The 19,449-nt window shown below is 74.3% G+C and carries 15 protein-coding genes and 3 tRNA genes; 2 read left to right on the top strand and 16 right to left on the bottom strand.

What is annotated here, in order from left to right; all coding sequences use genetic code 11:
- Positions 1 to 56: 56 nt before the first annotated feature.
- The 5 genes from rplA to ACWGL3_RS12040 form a co-directional block, all read right to left on the bottom strand.
- The gene (gene rplA / locus ACWGL3_RS12060) at positions 57 to 734 is read right to left on the bottom strand and encodes a 50S ribosomal protein L1 (RefSeq protein WP_267946700.1); all 678 of its coding nucleotides are present in this window, start codon (positions 732 to 734) and stop codon (positions 57 to 59) included.
- A gap of 122 nt (positions 735 to 856) precedes the next feature.
- Positions 857 to 1,285: a 50S ribosomal protein L11 gene (gene rplK / locus ACWGL3_RS12055; protein ID WP_267946701.1), complete on the bottom strand. Its 429-nt coding sequence runs from the start codon at positions 1,283 to 1,285 to the stop codon at positions 857 to 859.
- Between the two features lie 287 nt (positions 1,286 to 1,572).
- Positions 1,573 to 2,385: a transcription termination/antitermination protein NusG gene (gene nusG, locus ACWGL3_RS12050; protein WP_452461258.1), complete on the bottom strand. Its 813-nt coding sequence runs from the start codon at positions 2,383 to 2,385 to the stop codon at positions 1,573 to 1,575.
- 170 nt (positions 2,386 to 2,555) lie between these two features.
- Entirely contained in the window at positions 2,556 to 2,810 is a 255-nt protein-coding gene (gene secE, locus ACWGL3_RS12045) for a preprotein translocase subunit SecE (protein ID WP_267946703.1), read from the bottom strand.
- A gap of 100 nt (positions 2,811 to 2,910) precedes the next feature.
- Positions 2,911 to 2,983 (bottom strand) — tRNA-Trp (locus ACWGL3_RS12040).
- 206 nt (positions 2,984 to 3,189) lie between these two features.
- Here ACWGL3_RS12040 and ACWGL3_RS12035 point away from each other — a divergent pair.
- Together ACWGL3_RS12035 and ACWGL3_RS12030 are read left to right on the top strand one after the other, a co-directional pair.
- Positions 3,190 to 4,398 (top strand): pyridoxal phosphate-dependent aminotransferase, encoded by a 1,209-nt coding sequence (locus ACWGL3_RS12035; RefSeq protein ID WP_267946704.1) that lies wholly within the window; start codon positions 3,190 to 3,192, stop codon positions 4,396 to 4,398.
- A gap of 112 nt (positions 4,399 to 4,510) precedes the next feature.
- Entirely contained in the window at positions 4,511 to 5,596 is a 1,086-nt protein-coding gene (locus ACWGL3_RS12030) for an adenosine deaminase (protein ID WP_267946705.1), read from the top strand.
- Here the strand turns inward: ACWGL3_RS12030 and ACWGL3_RS12025 are convergent.
- The 11 genes from ACWGL3_RS12025 to ACWGL3_RS11975 all read right to left on the bottom strand — a co-directional run bounded on the left by ACWGL3_RS12025 (position 5,559) and on the right by ACWGL3_RS11975 (position 19,381).
- Positions 5,559 to 6,152 carry a TMEM165/GDT1 family protein gene (locus tag ACWGL3_RS12025; protein ID WP_267946706.1) on the bottom strand — a complete coding sequence of 198 codons (594 nt, stop codon included), beginning with the start codon at positions 6,150 to 6,152 and terminating at the stop codon, positions 5,559 to 5,561. The two genes, ACWGL3_RS12030 and ACWGL3_RS12025, sit on opposite strands and share 38 nt — an antisense overlap.
- Before the next feature lie 403 nt (positions 6,153 to 6,555).
- Complete coding sequence (locus tag ACWGL3_RS12020; protein WP_267946707.1) at positions 6,556 to 7,665, bottom strand: UDP-N-acetylmuramate dehydrogenase; 1,110 nt, start codon at positions 7,663 to 7,665, stop codon at positions 6,556 to 6,558.
- Positions 7,666 to 7,692: 27 nt separating this feature from the next.
- On the bottom strand, positions 7,693 to 8,118 hold the full coding sequence (locus ACWGL3_RS12015; RefSeq protein WP_452461257.1) for a MaoC family dehydratase: 426 nt from the start codon (positions 8,116 to 8,118) through the stop codon (positions 7,693 to 7,695).
- Between the two features lie 31 nt (positions 8,119 to 8,149).
- Positions 8,150 to 8,593, bottom strand: a complete 444-nt coding sequence (locus ACWGL3_RS12010) for a MaoC family dehydratase N-terminal domain-containing protein (RefSeq protein ID WP_267946709.1) — start codon at positions 8,591 to 8,593, stop codon at positions 8,150 to 8,152.
- A gap of 134 nt (positions 8,594 to 8,727) precedes the next feature.
- Positions 8,728 to 8,892 (bottom strand): 50S ribosomal protein L33, encoded by a 165-nt coding sequence (gene rpmG / locus ACWGL3_RS12005; RefSeq protein WP_013156089.1) that lies wholly within the window; start codon positions 8,890 to 8,892, stop codon positions 8,728 to 8,730.
- A 102-nt stretch (positions 8,893 to 8,994) separates the two neighbouring features.
- Positions 8,995 to 9,070: transfer RNA gene (locus ACWGL3_RS12000), tRNA-Met, on the bottom strand.
- A 100-nt stretch (positions 9,071 to 9,170) separates the two neighbouring features.
- Positions 9,171 to 9,246, bottom strand: a tRNA-Thr gene (locus ACWGL3_RS11995).
- 228 nt (positions 9,247 to 9,474) lie between these two features.
- The gene (locus ACWGL3_RS11990; protein ID WP_378553440.1) at positions 9,475 to 11,577 is read right to left on the bottom strand and encodes an AAA family ATPase; all 2,103 of its coding nucleotides are present in this window, start codon (positions 11,575 to 11,577) and stop codon (positions 9,475 to 9,477) included.
- Positions 11,578 to 11,869: 292 nt separating this feature from the next.
- Positions 11,870 to 16,522: an SbcC/MukB-like Walker B domain-containing protein gene (locus tag ACWGL3_RS11985; RefSeq protein ID WP_452461256.1), complete on the bottom strand. Its 4,653-nt coding sequence runs from the start codon at positions 16,520 to 16,522 to the stop codon at positions 11,870 to 11,872.
- Positions 16,476 to 17,858 (bottom strand): TIGR02678 family protein, encoded by a 1,383-nt coding sequence (locus tag ACWGL3_RS11980; RefSeq protein WP_267946711.1) that lies wholly within the window; start codon positions 17,856 to 17,858, stop codon positions 16,476 to 16,478. The genes ACWGL3_RS11985 and ACWGL3_RS11980 overlap by 47 nt, the downstream gene beginning before the upstream one ends.
- Positions 17,858 to 19,381, bottom strand: coding sequence for a DUF2397 family protein (locus tag ACWGL3_RS11975; protein ID WP_452461255.1), 1,524 nt, complete (start codon positions 19,379 to 19,381; stop codon positions 17,858 to 17,860). The genes ACWGL3_RS11980 and ACWGL3_RS11975 overlap by 1 nt, the downstream gene beginning before the upstream one ends.
- Between the last annotated feature and the right edge of the window lie 68 nt (positions 19,382 to 19,449).

The following is a 19,449-nucleotide window of genomic DNA, read 5'->3' as shown; positions in this document are numbered from 1 at the left end:
GCGTCCGGTGGACGCGGGGGCCGTCGCCGTCTGCGGGACGGCTACGCGGCAGGACGTCAGGCGTCGAGCGGGATGCTCGGGCCCATGGTCGTGCTGACCACGGCCTTCTTGATGTAGCGGCCCTTGGCGGCGGACGGCTTGAGGCGGTTCACCTCGTCGATCGCGGCCTGGTAGTTCTCCAGGAGCTGCTGCTCGCCGAAGGAGGCCTTGCCGATGATGAAGTGCAGGTTCCCGTGGCGGTCCACGCGGAACTCGATCTTGCCGCCCTTGATGTCGGTCACGGCCTTGGCCACGTCCGGGGTGACGGTGCCCGTCTTCGGGTTCGGCATCAGGCCGCGCGGGCCGAGCACGCGGCCCAGGCGGCCGACCTTGCCCATGAGGTCCGGGGTGGCGACGACGGCGTCGAAGTCGGTGTAGCCCTTGGCGACCTTCTCGATCATCTCGTCGTCGCCGATGATGTCGGCGCCGGCGGCGAGAGCCTGCTCGGCACGCTCACCGGTCGCGAAGACCAGGACCCGAGCGGTCTTGCCGGTGCCGTGCGGCAGGTTCACGGTGCCACGGACCATCTGGTCGGCCTTGCGCGGGTCGACGCCCAGGCGCAGGGCGACCTCGACGGTCGAGTCGAACTTGGAGCTGGAGGTCTCCTTGGCGAGCTTCACGGCCTCGGCGGGGCCGTGGAGCTTGTCGCGGTCCACCAGTTCGCTGGCTTTGCGGTAGGTCTTGCTGCGCTTCACGCTGTTCTCCTAGGGAACGTGTGGTCGTCGGGCCAGCGCCTGGCCCTGCCACGGTGGTTCTTGAACGTCGAGCGTCCCCGGTCGCCCCGCCCCGCCTGGGGTCGGCGCCACCGTGCGGGGGGCTACTTGACCTCGATGCCCATCGAACGGGCGGTGCCGGCGACGATCTTGGTCGCGGCCTCGATGTCGTCGGTGTTGAGGTCGGGCAGCTTGGTCTGCGCGATCTCGCGGACCTGCTCGGCGGTGATGGAGCCGGCCGTGGTGCGACCCGGGTCGGTGGCGGCCTTGTCCAGCCCGGCGGCCTTCAGGATCAGCTTCGGCGCCGGAGGCGTCTTGGTGACGAAGGTGAAGGAACGGTCCTCGTAGATGGAGATCTCTACGGGGATGACGTTGCCGCGCTGGGACTCCGTGGCAGCGTTGTACTGCTTGCAGAAGTCCATGATGTTGACGCCGTGCGGACCGAGAGCGGTACCAACGGGCGGCGCCGGGGTCGCCTGACCGGCGGGGAGCTGCACCTTGACGAGTGCGGCAAGTTTCTTCTTCGGAGGCATATCGGGTCCTTTGCCTGATCTGCGTTGTGTGCTGGTCCCTGGCCTCCCCGCGGCGCCGTGCGGTCGTGGCGATCGCGGCGGCACCGCTGCCGAAGGAGGCGCGGCCCCGCGCCGGAGGGCGCGGGGGCGACGGCCCGCCGGGACCTGGCGGGCCGTGACGTGCCCTGCCTGGGCGGGGCACGAGAGTGGGTCCACCGCGAGGGTGGACCCACCAAGTCTATGTCGCCGTGACGAGTGCCTTGACGGTCGTCCTGCGGGCACGGCGCCCCGCCGGACGGCGGCCCGGGTCAGATCTTGGCGACCTGGGTGAAGGACAGCTCGACCGGCGTCTCGCGGCCGAAGATCGACACCAGCACCTTGAGCTTCTGGGTGTCCGGGTTGATCTCGCTGACCGTGGCGGGCAGCGTGGCGAACGGGCCCTCCATGACCGTGACGGACTCGCCGATCTCGTAGGCCACGTCGGAGCGGACCTCGCCGCCGGCGCGGGCCTTCTGCGCCTGCTCCGGCTCCTGCTCCGGCTCGGGCGCGAGGAGCTTGGCGACCTCGGTCAGGCTCAGCGGGGCGGGCTTGTTGGACAGGCCCACGAAGCCGGTGACGCCGGGGGTGTTGCGGATCGCCGACCAGGACTCGTCGGTCAGGTCCATGCGGACGAGCACGTAGCCGGGCAGGACCTTCTCGGTGACCTGCTGGCGCTTGCCGCTCTTGACCTCGGTGACCTCGTGCTCGGGCACCTCGACCTGGAAGATGTAGTCCTCCATGTTGAGGGACTGGGTACGGCTCTCGACGTTGGCCTTGACCCGCTTCTCGTAGCCCGCGTAGGTGTGCACGACGTACCAGTCGCCGGGCAGCAGGACCAGCTCGTTCTTGAACTCCTCGACGGGGTCGAGGCGCGGGGCCTCCTCGGCCTCCTCCTCGCCCTCGTCTTCGGCGTTCTCGTCGTCGGCGTTCTCGTCCGCGTCGCCGGTCAGAGCAGGGCTGTCGTCGTCGGCCTTGTCGGCCGCGTCCTCGGACAGCTCGCCCGCCAGGCCGGTCTCTTCCGCAGACGACTGATCCGGCTCCTCATCGGGGAAGTCGTCAGAGGTCAGTGGGGACTCGGACACGGCTGCTCTTTCTCTCGTCGGATGCGCTCTGCGGAGCGACGCACGCCGAACAGCGGTCTGCGTCGAACCCAGTCATGCCAGCTTACGGTCTGTCCGGGCGGCGCGGGACCGACGCGCGGACGAGTGGGGCCGCGCCCCGGTCGTCCGGAGGCGCGGCCCAGAAGTCTCGGTCAGACGCCCGCCGGGCGGCCGAAGGTGCCGTAGAGCCAGGTGATGGCCTCGCCGAAGCCCCAGTCCAGGAGCGAGACGTAGCCGAGGACGACCACCACGAAGACGAGGACGACGATGGTGTAGGTCACCAGTTCGCGGCGCGTGGGCCAGCGAACCTTGCGCAGCTCACCGACGACCTGCTTGGTGAACGTCACCGGACCGGTACGACGCTTCGGCTCCTTGTCGGGCTTCGCGTCGGCGTCAGTCTGTGTCACCTGGGGTCCTTAGGGTCGCGGGCTGCCAGAAATCCCCGTAGTTCCGATGCCCCGTGCGGAGTGCCGGCCCGGAGGCCGCCACTCCGCTCGCGCGGACTTGCAGGGCAGGAGGGACTCGAACCCCCAACCGCCGGTTTTGGAGACCGGTGCTCTACCAATTGAGCCACTGCCCTTGACGGAAACTGCGCTCCCACCATAGCCGGTCGCCGCGCGCTACGCACACTGATGGCCCGGTAACACCTGGGCCACGACCGTTCGGCGCGACCGAGTGTATGCCCATTCGCCCGATCTGACCAAACCGCCGGAGGACCGGCGCCCCCTCCGGAGGCGCCTGGCGGGCTCCCGGTCCGGGACGGGCCCGCGTGGCACCATGGGCGCCATGAGCGACCGACCCCGTGTCTCCGCACGCATCAGCGCCGTCTCCGAGTCCGCCACCCTCGCCGTGGACGCCAGGGCCAAGGCCATGAGGGCGGAGGGCCGCCCCGTCATCGGCTTCGGCGCGGGAGAGCCCGACTTCCCGACGCCCGACCACGTCGTCGAGGCGGCCGTCGCGGCGGCGCGCGACCCGCGCTTCCACCGCTACACGCCGGCGGGCGGCCTCCCCGAACTGCGCGAGGCCGTCGCGGAGAAGACCCGGCGGGACTCCGGCTACGCGGTGGAGCCCTCGCAGGTGCTGGTGACCAACGGCGGCAAGCAGGCCGTCCACGAGGCCTTCGCCGCCATGCTGGACCCGGGCGACGAGGTCCTCCTGGTCGCCCCGTACTGGACCACCTACCCCGAGTCGGTCAAGCTCGCGGGCGGCGTGCCGGTCTTCGTCGTCACCGACGAGAGCACCGGGTACATGGCGGGCGTGGAGCAGTTGGAGGCCGCGCGCACCGAGCGCACCAAGGTCCTGGTGTTCGTGTCCCCGTCCAACCCGACGGGCGCCGTCTACCCGCGCGAGCAGGTCCGGGCGATCGGCCGCTGGGCGGACGAGCACGGCCTGTGGGTCCTCACCGACGAGATCTACGAGCACCTCGTGTACGGCGGCGCCGAGTTCTCCTCCCTGCCCGTGGAGGTTCCGGAGATCGCCGACCGCACCGTCGTCGTGAACGGCGTCGCGAAGACCTACGCGATGACGGGTTGGCGCGTGGGGTGGATCATCGGCCCGAAGGACCTGGTCAGGGCCGCCTCCAACCTCCAGTCGCACGCCACCTCGAACGTCGCCAACGTCTCGCAGGCGGCCGCCCTGGCCGCCGTCTCCGGCGGCCTGGCCGCCGTGGAGGAGATGCGGGAGGCCTTCGACCGCCGCCGCAGGACGATGGTCCGGATGCTCGGCGGGATCGACGGCGTGGTCTGCCCGGAGCCGCGGGGCGCGTTCTACGCGTACCCGTCCGTGAAGGGCGTGCTCGGCAGGGAGGTGCGCGGCAGGACGCCCCGGACCTCCGCGGAGCTGGCCGAGCTCGTCCTGGAGGAGGCCGAGGTCGCCGTGGTGCCCGGCGAGGCCTTCGGCACCCCCGGCTACCTGCGCCTGTCCTACGCGCTCGGCGACGAGGACCTGGCGGAGGGCGTGGGGCGGCTCCAGAGGCTGCTGGGCGAGGCGCGGTAGCGGACGGCCCCCGCCCGTGCGGAGCGCGGCCCGGGGCGCCCGTCCGCGGCCCCGGCGCGGCAAGTACGGCGTCCTGGCACCGGGGGCGCCCGCGATACGGCAGGCTTGGTTCATGGAGACACCGACCACCGCTCGCCGATTGGACCGGCTGCCCAAGGCCCACCTGCACCTGCACTTCACCGGCTCGATGCGGCACTCGACCCTGGTCGAGCTCGCCGGGGAGCGAGGAGTGCACCTTCCCCAGGCCCTGGTCGAGGAGTGGCCTCCCCGGCTCCGGGCCACGGACGAACGCGGCTGGTTCCGCTTCCAGCGCCTGTACGACATCGCCCGCTCGGTGCTGCGCAGGCCGGAGGACATGTACCGGCTGCTGCGCGAGGCCGCCGAGGACGAGCGCGAGGCCGGGTCCGCCTGGCTGGAGATCCAGGTCGACCCGAGCGGGTACGCGTCCCTCTTCGACGGCCTCACCGCCACCCTGGAGCTGATCCTGGACGCGGCCCGCGCCGCCGAGCGCGACACCGGCGTGGCCGTCGGCCTGATGGTGGCCGCCAACCGGACCAGGCACCCCCTCGACGCCAAGGCCCTGGCGCGGCTGGCCCGGCAGTACGCGGGCAAGGGGGTCGTCTCGTTCGGGTTGAACAACGACGAGAGGCGCGGGCGCGCACGCGAGTTCGAGGGCGCCTTCAGGATCGCCCGCCGGGCCGGCCTGCTGTCCGCCCCGCACGGGGGCGAGCTCCAGGGGCCGCGCAGCGTGCGCGAGTGCCTGGACGAGTTGAGCGCCGACCGGATCGGGCACGGCGTCCGCGCCGTGGAGGACCCGTACCTGGTCGAGCGGATCGCCACCCAGGAGGTCACCCTGGAGATCTGCCCGACCTCCAACGTGGGCCTGGGCGTGTACGAGGACCTGGAGCACCTGCCCCTGCGCAGGCTCTTCGAGGCGGGGGTCCCGATCGCCCTGGGGACCGACGACCCGCTGCTGTTCGGCCCCCGCCTGGTGGAGCAGTACCGGATCGCGCGCGAGGTGTTCGGCTTCTCGGACGCCGAGCTGGCGGCGCTGGCGGGGATGTCGATCCGCGGGTCGGGCGCGCCGGACGCGCTGAAGAAGGAGCTGCTGGGCGGGGTGGAGGCCTGGCTGGCCTCGGAGCCCGAGCCCGTGCCGGACGCTACGCCAGGAGCATCCAGGCCCCCTGGCCGAGCATGACCGCTCCCGCCCCGAAGAACAGGACGGCGGCGCCGATCCGGATGGCGCGCTCGGGGAGCTTCTTGCCGAGGGCCGCGCCGAGGGCGATGGCGATGGCGTCGGCGGCGACCATGCCGAGGGTCGAGCCGATCCAGACGGGGAGCCAGTGGTGCTGGGTGCCGACCGTGATGGTGGCGAGCATGGTCTTGTCGCCGAGCTCGGCGACGAGGAAGACCACGAAGACGGTCATGAACGCGGAGCGGATGCGCCTGGAGGCGGCGCGCCTCTCGTCGTTCTCGGTCATCTCGTCGCCGCGCAGGGTCCACAGCCCGAAGAAGAGGAAGGCCGCGCCGGCGACGAGGGTGAGCCAGTCGGTGGGGATGGCGGCGCCCAGGACCTCGGCGAGGAGCACGCTCCCGGCGTGCACGACGAGGGTGGCCGCGGTGATGCCCAGGAGGACCGTCAGGGCCCGGTAGCGGGTGGCCAGCGACATCGCGACGAGTTGGGTCTTGTCGCCCATTTCGGCGATGAAGATGGCGACGGCGCTGAATCCGAGGCCCGCGAGAAAAGCGGTCATGCGTCTGCCTCCGTACGAGGTGTGCAGGGCGGAAGGAGGCGGAGAGCGCCCCTTCAACCCGGTCGTCCTGAACCGGGTCAAAGGTCTCGTCCGCCCGCCGCGCCGGAATGCGGCTCCCGTTCCACCGGGGGCCTCCTCGTCGGTTCGGGCTCGTACGACCGGGCCGTGGGGCGGCCAGTGTGTCGATCGCACGCATTGGGGACTACTCCCCTTCGACACCCGTACTTTATGCCGAAAGAACGGCGAATGGCAATTCATTGCCTCTTCGCATTTCTTTATTCGGAGCGACTCATAAACGAGTTTGGTTCACCGAACTTCTTTCTTGGGGAAAGGCCACTCCGTTGTGCGGCACGGCGGCCCCCGGCCGCCCGCGGGCCGGTGCGGCGGTCGGGGGCGCGAGGCGTCAGAGGGAGACGCCGACCATCACGGGCTCGTTGACCAGGCGGACCCCGAAGGCCTCCTCGACGCCGTCGCGGACGTCCCGGGCCAGGGCCAGGAGGTCCTCGGTGGTGGGCGCCCCCGGGACGGTGGTGAGGGCGAGCACGTGCTTGGAGGAGACGCGGGCGGTCCCCCTGGCGTGGCCGCGGAACCCCGCCCGGTCGATGAGCCAGGCCGCGGACAGCTTGACGTTGCCGTTCCCGTCGGGGTGGCCGGGCATCCCGGCGTCCGCGCCGAGCCGCCGGTCCGCCCGTGCGCGCACCTCGGCGAACTCCTCGGCCGTGACCACCGGGTTGGTGAAGAAGGAGCCGGCGCTGCGGGTGTCGGGGTCGTCGGGGTCCAGGACCATGCCCTTGCCCCTGCGCAGGCCCAGGACGGTCTCCCTGGCGCGCTCCAGCGGCACCCTGTCCCCCGCTTCGGCACCCAGGGTACGGGCGACCTCCGCGTAGGCGATCGGGCGGCTGAGCTTGGCCCGGCGGAGGGCGAACACGACCTCGCACACCACGTACCGGTCGTCGCCCTTGAAGGCGCTGTCGCGGTAGGTGAACCCGCACTCGGCGTTGCCCAGGACGCGCCGCTCGCCGGTCCGCCGGTCGTAGACCAGCACCTCGCGGATGGTCTGGCTGACGTCCTGGCCGTAGGCGCCGACGTTCTGGATGGGGGTGGAGCCGACCCGGCCGGGGATGCCGGAGAGGAACTCCAGGCCGTTGAGCCCCTCGGCGACGGTGCGCTCCACGAGCGGGTCCCACTCGACGCCCGCCTCGGCGCGCAGCAGCACGACGGGCTCCCCCGTCCCGGGGTCGGTGTCGCCGGTCTCCTCGAAGGAGGCCCCGGGCGTGTCCACGAGGACCACGGTGCCCGGGAACCCGTCGTCGGAGACGACCAGGTTGCTCCCGCCCCCCAGGACGAGGACGGGCTCCCCCGCGGCGTCGGCCGCGGCGACCGCCCCGACCAGCTCGTCGGTCGTACGGGCCGTCCGGGAGGTCGTCGCCGGGCCGCCGAGGCCGAGCGTGGTGTGGTCGCAGAGCCAGAGGACCTGGTTCTGGGGGGCCTCGTTCTCGTGGACTGTGGACACGGTCACCTCACTGCTTCGCTACTGCCGTCAGGCCAGGCGGACGACGGCTTTGGACTGCACCAGGACCTTCGCGCCGCCGGAGCGGGCGGTCAGCAGGACCGTGACGGTGCCGTCGTCGTTCTTGGACTTGACCTTGCCGCCGACGGTGATCTCGGCCCCCTCGTCGTCGTCCGGGACGACCACGGGCGCGGAGAAGCGCACCGAGTAGCCGACGACGCAGCCGGGGTCCCCGGTCCAGTCGGTGAGCACCCGCGCGGCCTCGGCCATCGTGAACATGCCGTGGGCGATGACGTCGGGGAGCCCGACGGACTTGGCGAAGCGCTCGTTCCAGTGGATGGGGTTGAAGTCGCCGGAGGCGCCCGCGTAGCGGACGAGGTCCAGGCGGCGGACCGGGAAGGTCCGCTCGGGCAGCTCGGTGCCGACCTCGACGTCGGCGTGGCTCAGCCTGCTCACGATCGCGTTCCTCACGTTCCTGTGGATGGGGTCACTCGCCGCGCACGACGAGCATCATCGTGGTGGTGACCACGTGTTCGCCGTCGGCGTTGTCGGCCACGGTCTCCAGGGTGAGCAGTTCGTTGCCGCCGAGGGACTTGATGCCCGTGATGCGGGTGACGCTGCTGAGGACGTCGCCGGCGTGCAGGGGCCGGCTGTAGTGGAAGCTCTGGTCGCCGTGCACGACACGGGAGAAGTCGACCCCCAGCTCCGGGTCGGCGATGGCCTGCGCGGACCCGGCCATGCCCAGGATCACGGGGAAGGTGGGCGGCGCGATCACGTCGGGGTACCCGGCGGCCTTGGCGGAGGCCGTGTCGGTGTACACCGGGTTGGGGTCGTTGACCGCCTCGGCGAACTCCCGGATCTTGCCCCGGGTCACCTCGTAGGACTCCGGCGCGGGGTACTCCCGGCCGAGGTAGTCAGGGTTGATCGCCACGCTCTCCCTCTCCTGGTTCTGCAACGCGGGCCGGAGGGGCCCGGATACGCGAACAGCCCGGTGAGCGGATCGCTCACCGGGCTGGAAGTCTATGAGAAGCTCACGTCGGCCTCAGCCGCGCCGCTCGCGAGGACCTAGCGGGTCTCGCGGTGCTCGTTGTGCTTGCGGCAGTTCGGGCAGAACTTCTTGATCGCGAGCCGGTCGGGGGTGTTCCGACGGTTCTTGCGCGTGATGTAGTTACGGTGATTGCACTCCTGGCAGGCCAGGGTGATCTTCGGCCTCACGTCTGTGGCAGCCACTTCGGAGTGCCTTTCTCGCTGGAAACAGTACCTAGTGCGCAGTAGAACACTGCAAAGCGCCCGCGACGACCCCTGAGAACAGTGTCCCAGGGGTCAACGGGTTGGTAGCGGGGGCCGGACTTGAACCGACGACACAGCGATTATGAGCCGCTTGCTCTACCGACTGAGCTACCCCGCCCCGATCAACGGAACCCGGCCCCCGTGGGGACCGGTCCCGGTTCAGGCCGGTAGATGCTCCACCGGCCACCCACCTGAGTGGACCGGACCTCGTCAAGTGGTGGAGCCCCTTTACGGAATCGAACCGTAGACCTTCTCCTTACCATGGAGACGCTCTGCCGACTGAGCTAAAGGGGCGCGCTGTGGGGCTTGTGTCGACCGCCCCGGGGGTGTTGCCCCCTTGCGCTGGTCATGACTATACAGGGATTCGGGGGTGGTCTGCCAAATCAAAGGCGCCGGCGGCCCCGGCCTCCCGGACCGGCGGAGCGAAACCCCTGTTCGGAGCCGGTTTCCGGCCCTTCCGCGAGTCCGCATGTGATCCGGGCCGCTCCCGGCGTCCCTGGGCCGGGACGCCGGGGCCGGGCGTCAGAGCGCCCCGTCGGACACCCACACGTTGGACATGGCGTCCCTGTTGAGGGTGCGGATGGTCGCGGGCAGCCCGAGGCGGCGCAGCGCGTCGGAGAGCCGGGTGTCGTGCGTGAACACGATCAGCTGCCGGTGGCGGCCCACCTCCGCCAGGACCGAGGACAGCCCCTCGACGGTCTCGGTGTCCATCGCCTGGACGGGGTCGTCGAGCAGCAGGAAGCCGAACGGGTTGCCCTCCACCAGGGTGCGGGGCAGGCAGATGGACAGCGCCAGGGCCTGGAACTCCCCCTGGCTGAGCAGGCCGGGCGCGCTGGTCTGGTCGTCGACCCCGTCCACGGTCACGTCCACCTCGACCCGCCTCCGGGCGCCGCGCCCGATCAGGCGCATGCCCTGGAGGTCGATGTGGCGTTCCTGGCGCAGCCGGAACCACACCTGCTCGGCCTGTGAGGCGACCGGGCCGAGCCGTTCCGCCCGCAGGCCCCGGGCCTGGTCCGCCAGCCAGTTGAGGGCCGCCTCGGCGCTGTACAGGACGTCCCTGGCGCGGAGGGCGTCCTGCGCTTCGTCCAGCCAGGCGGCGAGCCGCTCGGCGAGGTCGCCCCAGCCTCCGCTGGGGTCCTCCAGCCGCTCGGTCGCGTCCCGGCGCGCGCTGATGGCGGCGGAGCGGAGCCGGCGGCCGACCGCCTCGATGTGCTCGGCCAGCTCGGCGAGGTCGGTGATGTCGGAGCCGGACTCCCACAGCGCCCACACCTGGCCCAGCTCGCTCTCCGGCGGCAGCCACCCGGGGACGGGGGAGAGCAGGAAGCGGGCCTGGTCCCGGGCGGCCGCGGCGCGCTCGTAGGCGGCCGAGGCCGGGGCGGCCTGGGTGCGCAGGGTCCTCAGCTGGGCGTTGGCCCTGCGGGCCCAGTCGGCGCCGAGGGCCCCCGGCGCGGAGCAGGTGGGGCAGGTGGTGTCGGAGGGGTGCCGCTTGTGGTGCTCCAGCGCCTGTTCGAGGAGCTGGACGACGCCGTGGGCGTGGTCGCCCTTGCTCCCAGCGGCCATGGCGAGCTCCATGGACGCCCCGCGCAGCTCGTTGACGACGTCGGCGATGACGGTCCGCTCGGGGACCGAGAGCCGCCGCAGGCGCCGCAGGACGACGTGCAGGGCGGGGTCGCTGGGCCCGTCGTCCTCGGCGATCCGGCGGAGCGCCTCGATGTCGAGGTGCTGCGCGCCGAGGAGGTGGACGGCCTGGGCGGCCCGGGGGTCGCCGGAGCCCCGGAGCGCGTCGACCAGGCGGCCGAGCTCCCGCGAGGGCCGGTCGCGCCGCTTGGCCAGGGAGTCGCAGACCTTGGCGAGCCTGCGCTCGGCCTCGGCCAGGCCGGTGAGGCCCAGGAGCGCGGTGAGCGTGTCGTAGAGCTCGGCCGAGCGCCCGGTGACGGTGCGCCCGAGCTCGTCGTAGGAGAGGAAGGGGCGGTAGCGGACGAGGCTCTCGCCCCAGTCGAGGGTGCGGAGCGGGGCCACCTCGCCGTTGGGTCGGACCACCTCGCCGCGCGCGGAGCGCACGCTCTCGCCGGTCCAGCGGCGGGTGATCCGGGTGGGGCCCTCGTCCCCGGCGACGTGGATGTCGACGGTCGCCTCGGTGCGTTCGTCGTAGTGCAGGTTGCGCCAGCCGTCCCGCCACCCGGTCGGCATCGCGTCCCAGCGGGGGTTGCGCCCGGTGAGGGCGGCCTCGGCCGCCTCCGCGAAGCTGGACTTGCCGGAGCCGTTGCGGCCGACGATGACGGTGAGCCCCGGGCCGGGCGGGAAGGTCAGCTCGGAGGGGCGTCCGATCCCGCGGAAGCCCTGGACACGGATACCGGTGAGGTAGGAGCGGCGGACCCGGCCCGGCGGCGCCGGCGCCGCCGACGGCCCGCCGGCGGCCGGGTCGGGGATGTGCTCGCCCTCGAGCAGCGCGGCGAGGGCGTCCTCGCCCCACAGTGCGGCGGTGACCCATGACCGGACCTCCCGTGGCAGCCCGGAGGCCGCCAGGGCGTCCAGGAGCGAGGTCGTGGTGGGGTCGTCCCCGGCCGGCGGGGCGCTCTGCGCGTCCGCACCGCCACCGTCGAACGTCTCGGGTACCCGAGTCACCTTCGTCACCCCGCTCTGTTGTCGTTGCCGCACAAGCAGACTAGGACAGGTGGGGAGGAAGCATTCGTGGTTCCCCCCTTCCCGGGCGCGCGGATCCGCTCCCGGCCCCGCCCGCCCGCAGGGGCCGGGCGGCGCTCCCCGGAGGGCTCTCCGCGCGGCGTCCGGCCGCCCCGCGCCGTCCCCGCGCGGGCAATGTGCGCTCCCCGTCCCCGGCCGGGGACGGGCCTGCGGGCGGCGTGCCCGGGAGGGGACGCGCGCCGGGGCCGGAGGGCCCCGGGACGGGCCGCCGCGCTCACACGCCGACCAGGCGCCTCCTGCTGCCGTCCCACGTGAAGTGCAGTGTCGCGATGCCGGGGACGTTGGGGTCGCGCAGGCACTCGTAGATGTTGAGGCTCGGCACGCTGGCGAAGCAGCCCCACACGCGTTCGGAGGTCAGCACGAAGTCCAGGTCCAGTTCGACCAGGAGGCCGAGGAGGCGCCCGTGGGTGGGCTCGTCGACCTTCGCGAACGCGTCGTCCAGCAGGATGAGCCTGGGCGCCCACGAGGCGCGCGCGGCGAGCGCGTCGAAGTGCGCCGCCGCCGCGGCGAACAGCACCAGGTAGGCGACCACGCGCTGCTCGCCCTGGCTGAGGGCGGTGCGGTGGCCCAGGCGGCGCTCGTCGCCCGCGCCGTCGGTCACGTAGACGGTGAACGTGAACCAGGACCTGTAGTCGAGGGCGGCCCGCAGCTGGGCCCCGCCGGTGGCCGTGGGGTCCAGGCGGCGGATCGCCTCGATGCAGCGGCGCAGGGCGTCGCGCAGGCGGGTGGTCTGCACGCGGGTGCGCTCCTCGGCGGGGGTCGCCAGGAGCGGGACGACCGCCTCGACGTCGGCGCCCGCGTCGGGGGCCAGCCTCCAGTCCAGGCGCACGCCGAGGCCGGCGGAGGTGGTGACGTCCTTGAGGACGTCGTTCATGGTGGTGATGAGGGCGCGGGCCTCGTCGATCTGGCGGGCGAGGTGGCCGGCCAGCTCTCCGAGCAGGTGGCGCTCGAAGGCCTCCTCCTCGGCCACCGCGACGGCCTCGTCGGCGCGGCCGGCGGAGGCGGTGATCCGCTCGGCGTAGGCGGTGACGTCGTGGGCGCCGTCCTCGTCGTGGACCGTGAGGCGCTTGAGGCCGCGCGGCTCGCTGAGCTCGGTGCGGGTCTGCGCCCACCCGGCGGAGGTGAGCAGGCGGTGCAGGTCCTCGCGGCTGCTCAGGATGGCGCTGTCGTCCACCTCGGGCGCCCCGGCCTCCACCTGGGCGGCGAGGCCCTCCTCCAGCTGTCCGACGAACGCCTCCAGCAGGGCGAGCCGGGCGTCCGGGCCGGGCACGGGCGGCCCGGCGGGGTCCGCGTCCGGCTCCCCGCCGTGGAGGGCGGAGTGGGCGAGGTAGGCGGTGAGGGGGCCGTCGTCCGCGGCGCAGGCGTCCAGGCCCGCGGCGCCCAGCAGGACGGCGTCCGGCACGTCGGTGTCGTCGATCCCCGTGCCGCCGGGGAGGGAGACCGCGCGGGCGAGCCGCTCCCCCGCCGTGAGGGCGCGGCGCACCTGCTCGGCGCGCTCCTGGGTGGCGGCGACGAGCCGCGCCTCGGCGCCGACCCGCTCGTCGCGGGCGCGCTGGGCCCCGCGCTCGAGTTCGGGCAGCCGCCGGGACGCCTCGTCGGCCCTGGCCCTGACCTGGTCCCGGGCCGCGTCGATCTGCTCGCCGGGCACGCCGCGGGCGCGGTCGCCGAGCTCGAACTGGCGGCGGACGGTGATCATGTCGTCGATGGCGGCGGCCCTGGCGTCCTCGGCCAGGACCCGTTCGGCGCGGGCCGCCCTCCACCCGGCGACGTGGTGCTCGTGGTCGGCCAGCTCCCAGGCGAGGACGTCGAGGTCCTTGAGCCCGGAGCCGACGAGGACGCGCAGGTGGTCGAGGGCGCGCAGGGCGCTGTCCAGCTCGGCGCGGACGCTCGGCAGGGCGTTGACGTCGGCCGAGGTCCGCAGGCGGGAGCGGATGTCGAGGAGTTCGGCGCGGCACTCCTCGGCGGCGCGGCCCGCGGTCGCGTGGGCGCGGCGGGCGGCGGCGACGTCCTCGCGGGCGACGTCCAGGACCGCCCGGGCGCGGATGAGCGGGGAGGCGTCCGGCAGGCTCCGGGACACCTCCAGGAGTTCGGCGTAGGACTGCTCGACGGCCCAGCGGCGCTCCCCCGCCTCGGCGAGGAGGGCCTCGGCGATGGCCATGCGCCGGTCGGTGTTGGCCGACTGGCGGTCGCGGGCCCGTTTGCGGGCGGCCTCGCCGATGTACTCGGGCTCGCTCTTGTCGTGGGAGCCGGAGGCCACGCCGAGGCGCCAGCCGCCGGTGAGCGACATGGAGCTGACGGTGGCGACGGAGCTGTCGCGTCGGTGCTTGGCCTCGGTGTCCTCGGCCGTGCCCGGCACGGGTTCGTCCTCGGAGTGCAGGGCGATGGACGAGAGCAGGGTGCGGAGGCTGTCGTGGTTGACGCCGCGGTCGGGGGCGGCGACCGGGACGAGCACGTCGAGGAGGGTCCTGCCCTTGGCCTGCCGGGCGGGCGTGACCAGGATGTCGCGGGTGCCCGGGTCGTGGAGGGAGCCGTCCGCGCGGATCCACCCGGCGAGCAGTCCGCTGGCCTCCAGGGCGGCCTCCAGCCCGGCCTGTTCGCGGGTGCTGAGCCCGTCGGCGAAGTCGACGGCCAGGTAGAGGGGGGCGCCCTCGCCCCGGGGGCGCGGGTAGGTGGCCCACGGCGGGCGCTCCGGGGCGTGCTCGGCGTTGCCGGTGCGGCGCTCGGCGAGCTCGGCCAGTTCGTCGGAGAGCTGGCCCTCCTCGTTGACGGCGACGTCGCGCCGGGCGCGCAGGTCCTCCAGGAGGGGGGCGACGGCGTTGTTCGCGAGGCGGGAGACGGTGGAGGGCACGTCGGGGTCGAGGACCCTCAGGGAGTCGGTGATGGGCAGCTCGACGCTGCCCTCCAGCTCGTGGACGGCGTCGCCGAGCGCGTGGGCGTGGCTGGACTCCCGCAGGCGGGCGGCCCAGGCCCGGACCCCGTCGGCGTAGGCGGCGCTCTCCTCGCGCAGCGCGGCGACCGCGGCGCCCTCGCGGTCGTGGGCGTGTTCGAGCACGGCGTCCGCGCTCTCGGCCTCGCTGGTCAGGGCGACGAGGCGGCGGTCGGCCGCCGCCTCGGCCGTGGTGAGGCCGGTGAGGCGGGCGGCCAGGTCGGCTCGCTCGGCGGACCGCTCCGCCGCGTGGGAGAGCTGGTCGTGGAGGCGTCCGAGGCGGTCGCGCAGGTCGTCGAGGTCGATGCCTTCGACGGGCTCGCGCTCGACGGCCTGTTCGAGCCCCTGGAGGTCGACCCGGGTGGCGCTCTCGCGCGGGGCGTGGACGGTGTCGAGCGTGTCCGGGACCTCCCCGAGGAGGGCGGGGTCGATCCCGGCGGCGGTGGCCGCGCGGGTGGCCTCGGCGTGGGTCTGGCGCAGGATGTCGAGCGCGCGGTCGATGGCGGCGGTGTCCTCGCCGAGCCGTTCGACGGTGTGCCGTTCGACCCGCTCGGCGTGCTCCGCGGCGACCCAGGCGGCCTCGGCGGCCCTGATGTAGGCGCCGACGGCGGCGTCGTAGGCGCGGCGCTCGTTCCCCGTGGCGGTGGCGGCGTTGTTCCGGGCCGCGGCGAGGGTGCCGTCGTCGGCCTCGGCGGTGTCGCGGGTGCGCCGGGCCTGGTCGCGCTCCTCGGAGATCCGGCTCTCCTCGGTGATGAGCCGGTCGAGTTCGGCGCGCAGGCGCTCGGTCTCGGCGGTCCGGCCCGCGGCGGCGTCGATCTGCTCGCGGACGTCGGCGGCGCGCGACCGGAGTGCGTGGACCAGGTAGCCGCGGTAGTCGTCGAGGAAGGCGGTGACCCCGGCCCCCGCCTCGCCGAGGGCGGTCTTCTCCGCCCGGGCCTGTTCGAGGTCGGCGATGTTGCGGGCGACCTCGTCCAGGACCGACTCGTCCATGGGCGGGAGGGCCTCGGAGAGGACGCCGACGAGCTCGCCGGCCTCCAGGCGGTCGCCGATGGTGGGGCGCCGGAGCCGGTAGAGGAGGTGGATGAGGTTGCGGTAGCGGACGGAGTCGTCGATGCCGAACAGGTCGTGCATCACGCGGGCCCGGTAGGGGACGGCGCTGGTGAAGCAGTTGTCCGCGCCGATCTCCGAGCGGAGCCGGTCGACGGGCTTGGGGCGGCCGTCGGTGACGAGTTCGAGGTCGTGTCCGACCCGGCGGTCGGTGACGAAGAACACGCAGCGCGGGTCGGAGTCGCCGACGGCCATGACGGCGGCGCCGAGGGTCAGGTGGCTCGGCCGGCCGCCCGGGGCGCCCGGTCCGGTCTGCTCCGCGGCGGGTCCGGGGCCCGGCGTCGCGGCGGCGAGGAGGGCGGACGCGCCGGCCGTCCCGGACGCGGCGAGCAGGGCGGAGGCGCTGTTGGGCCCGGTGGTGGCGCGGGCGGCGGCGTCGAGGCCGCGGTCGCCGCGGTCGGTGGTGAACTCGACCCACAGGTAGCCGAGGCGGGTGACGGGGCCGGTGTCGCCGTCGGCCTGCTCGGGCCCGGCCTCGTCGGCGGCCTCCTCGGGGCCGCCGAGCAGGTCGGGGCCCGTCTCCTCCGGCTCGGGCCGGCGTCCGGCCCGGGGGTCGTCGGCCATGAGCCAGCGCAGGCTGGTGCGGTTGGTGCCGGTGGTGTCCAGGCGGCGCACGTCGCCGTCCAGCAGGAACGGGAGCAGCATCTCCAGCGCCTTGGACTTGCCCGCGCCGTTGCGTCCGCGCAGCAGCAGGCGGCCCTCGGCGAAGTCGAGGACGTGGTCGTCGTACTGCCAGACGTTGCGGATGCCCGCGCGTTCGAGGCGGTAGCGCGGGGTGTCGGCGGGGTCAGCCGGAACTGCCCCCGGGGCCTCGCTGGTCTCCTGTGTCACCACTGGTCGCGCTCACCTTCTCGTTCGCCACCGCTTGCAGCACGGACGTCACCCGGCTCAGGTCGCCTCGGGGATCGGCGGGAGCGTCGGGCGGACCGTCTTCGTGGCCGGACCCGCGCGTCGGGGCGGCGTGCGTCCGGCTGTCTTCGCCATTGTCCTGGATCGGGGGGACGCGCTCGTCCACGTCGGCCCCGTACCGCGCCGCCGCGGCGGTGAGCCGCCACTCGCCGGGGCCTCCCCGCAGGAGTCCGAGGTCGGTCAGCAGGGTCGTGACGCGGGCGCTCAGCCGGTCCGGGTCGGGCACCTCGGGGCCGGCGGTGCGGGCCCACTCGGTCCGCGCGGGGGCGTCGGGGCCGCCCAGGGCGTCCAGAGCGGTGCGCAGTTCGCGGTCGGGCACGGGGACGGAGGTGGCGGGCATGCCGGGGTGCAGACGGCCGGAGAGGTGGCGGACGAGGGCGAGGGCCACCTGGCCGACGGGGTCGTCGGAGGGGAAGGCCGGGCGGGCGCCGGCCTCGTCGGGCATCACCATCGCGACGCCCTCGGCGCGCACCTCGGCGTCGCAGCCGAGCAGGTTGCCGAGCGCGGCGGCGGCCCGCCACTGGTGCGCGGCGAGGCGGTCCCTCTGGCGGTCGGGGAGATCCTCGCGGTAGACGACCGCGGTCTCGGCGAGGAGGCGGCGCAGGGCGGTCTCGCCCTGGTGTTCGCCGTCGGGGTCGGTGTCGACGGCGCTCGCGAGGAAGGAGTCCGGGTCGTCGGAGGCCTGCGGCAGGTGGGCGGCGACGGCGCGGACGACCGGTGTGCGGGGGCGGAGGGCCGGGTCCGCGGCGGCGTCGGCCCCGTGGTCGGCGACGCGGCCGGAGGTCTCGGTCAGCGCGCCGAGCGCGACCAGGTGTTCCAGGGCCGCGCAGAAGGCGCGGCGCTCGCCGAGCCCGCGGCCGGGATCGGCGTCGATCCCGGCCTCGTGCGCGGCGGCCCGGACCCGGAGGGCGAGCGCGCGGACGGTGGTGGGCCCGGTCTCCTCGACCAGGACGGCCAGGGCCAGCGCGAGGTAGGTGTGGGTGCGCGGCGTGAAGCGGGCCCCGTTGGCCCGGGTGGGCCGGTGGACGGCCTCGTCGACGAGGCCGCGTTTGACCAGCCGGGCGTGGTCGTCGCCGACGTCGAGCCGGTACCCGAGCACGCGCTGGAAGCGCTGGACGAGCCACTCGGCGTGGGAGCGCACGAGGGACAGCTCCGCCGGATGGGCGGCCCGGGTCAGCAGCGGGTGCGCCAGGAGCGCGCGCGCCGCGGACTGGCGTTCGCCGATGAGCGCGGCGTCCTCGCTGTAGGCGTCCGTCTCCATCACCCCCACGGTCGGGTCCGGTCGGCGGACAGGTCGATCGGCCCCGTGGTCTCGACGTCCGGGTCCGGCCCCGGCAGGCCGCCGGCGGTTCCGGGCGCCTCGGCGGAGGGCGCGGACGGGTTCCCGACGGTACCCGGTCCGGGCCGCGGATCCCCCGTCACGGGGGCGTCGGCAGGGAGGGGCGCTCCGTCGTCGGTCCCGGGTCCGGTCGGCTCCTGCGCGGGCCGGCGCCCGCCGTCGGGCCCGGCCGGGGCGGTCCGTGTCCCGCCGTCCCCGGGCCCCGCGGACGGGGTGGCGAGGAGGCCGCGGACCGGGGGTGCGTCGTACCGGGGGGTCGTGCGGCCCGGGGGTTCCGGGGCGGGCGTGTACGGGGTGGACGGGTCCAGGGGGTCCGCGGCGGGCGAGTACCGGGACGGCGGGTCCAGGGGGTCCGGGCCCAGGGTGTGGGGGGCGTCAGGGGCCGCCGGGGCCGGGGTGTACGGGGCGGGCGTGTACGGGGTCGACGGGTCCAGGGGGTCCGCCTCCGTGGGGTCCGGAACCGTGGACGCGGGGTCCTGTGCCGGGAGGTGCGGGTCCTGTGGCGGGGCGTCCGCCGGGTCCCGGTCCGGAGGGGGCGGGGCCGGGGCGTACGCGGCCGCCGGGTACAGCGGGTCCGGGCCGAGGGGGTGCGGGGCGGAGTCGTCCGACGCGGCCGCACCCGGGGCGTCCTGCTCGGGGACGGGCGTGTACGGGGTCGACGGGTCCAGCGGGTCCGGATCGAGGGGGTGCGGCTCGGGGGCGGGCGCGGTCACCGGGTCCCCGGAAAGGGGACCGGAGCCGGTCCGGGCCGCGGGCGGGGCCCACCCCGCGGGCGCGAGGAGGCCCGGGAATCCGTCGTCCTCGACGGTGTGCTGGTCGTAGGAGGTGACGCGCAGGCGGAGTCCCTCCAGGGTGAGTTCCCCGCCCTCGCCCCGGATGGTGACCTCGGCCCCCGGGGCGGCGCCGACGTGCAGGCGCAGGGAGAACTCCAGGTCGCCGGCGGAGGTGGGGCGGCGGCTGGCGTCCCCGGAGCCGAGGGCGGCGGTGAGGAGCTCCATGAGGACCTCCATCCCGGCTCCGGACAGGTCCAGGCGCGCCCGCAGCGGGGTGGGCTCGGCGAGCAGGGCGCGGATCTGCGAGGCGCCCGCGCGGCGCCAGTGGGCGGAGGACTCGGCGGCGTCGCGCAGGCGGGCCTGCTGCGCGCGGTGGTCGCGGACGGGCTCGGGCAGCCGGGAGCCCGGGTGCTCGGTGACGGTGCTGCGGTCGGGGGCCGCCTGCCACCAGCTGGTGGTGGCGGCGACGCCCTCGTCCGTCTGCCCCTCCAGGTGGAGGGCCGGGTGCAGGCCGTAGGCGGCGGTCGCGAGGGCGTCGGCCCGGGCGGGGTCGGCCTCCTCGAACCAGGAGGCCAGGCGCAGCAGAGCCGCGCGGCCGTGCCGCGGCCCCGGCCGTCCGCCGGCGCCCTGTACGTCGTCCCCGCGGGTGTCCGCGCGCTCGTTGAGTGCCACAACTCAGCAGACTAGAGACCTCCCGGGCGCGCCACGCCCGGTTCCGGCCTGTCCGGTCCCGCCGACCT

The organism is Nocardiopsis sp. NPDC055824 (assembly GCF_053616335.1).
The sequence above is the reverse complement of the archived record's forward strand: the minus strand, read 5'-3'. Positions and strand labels throughout refer to the sequence as shown.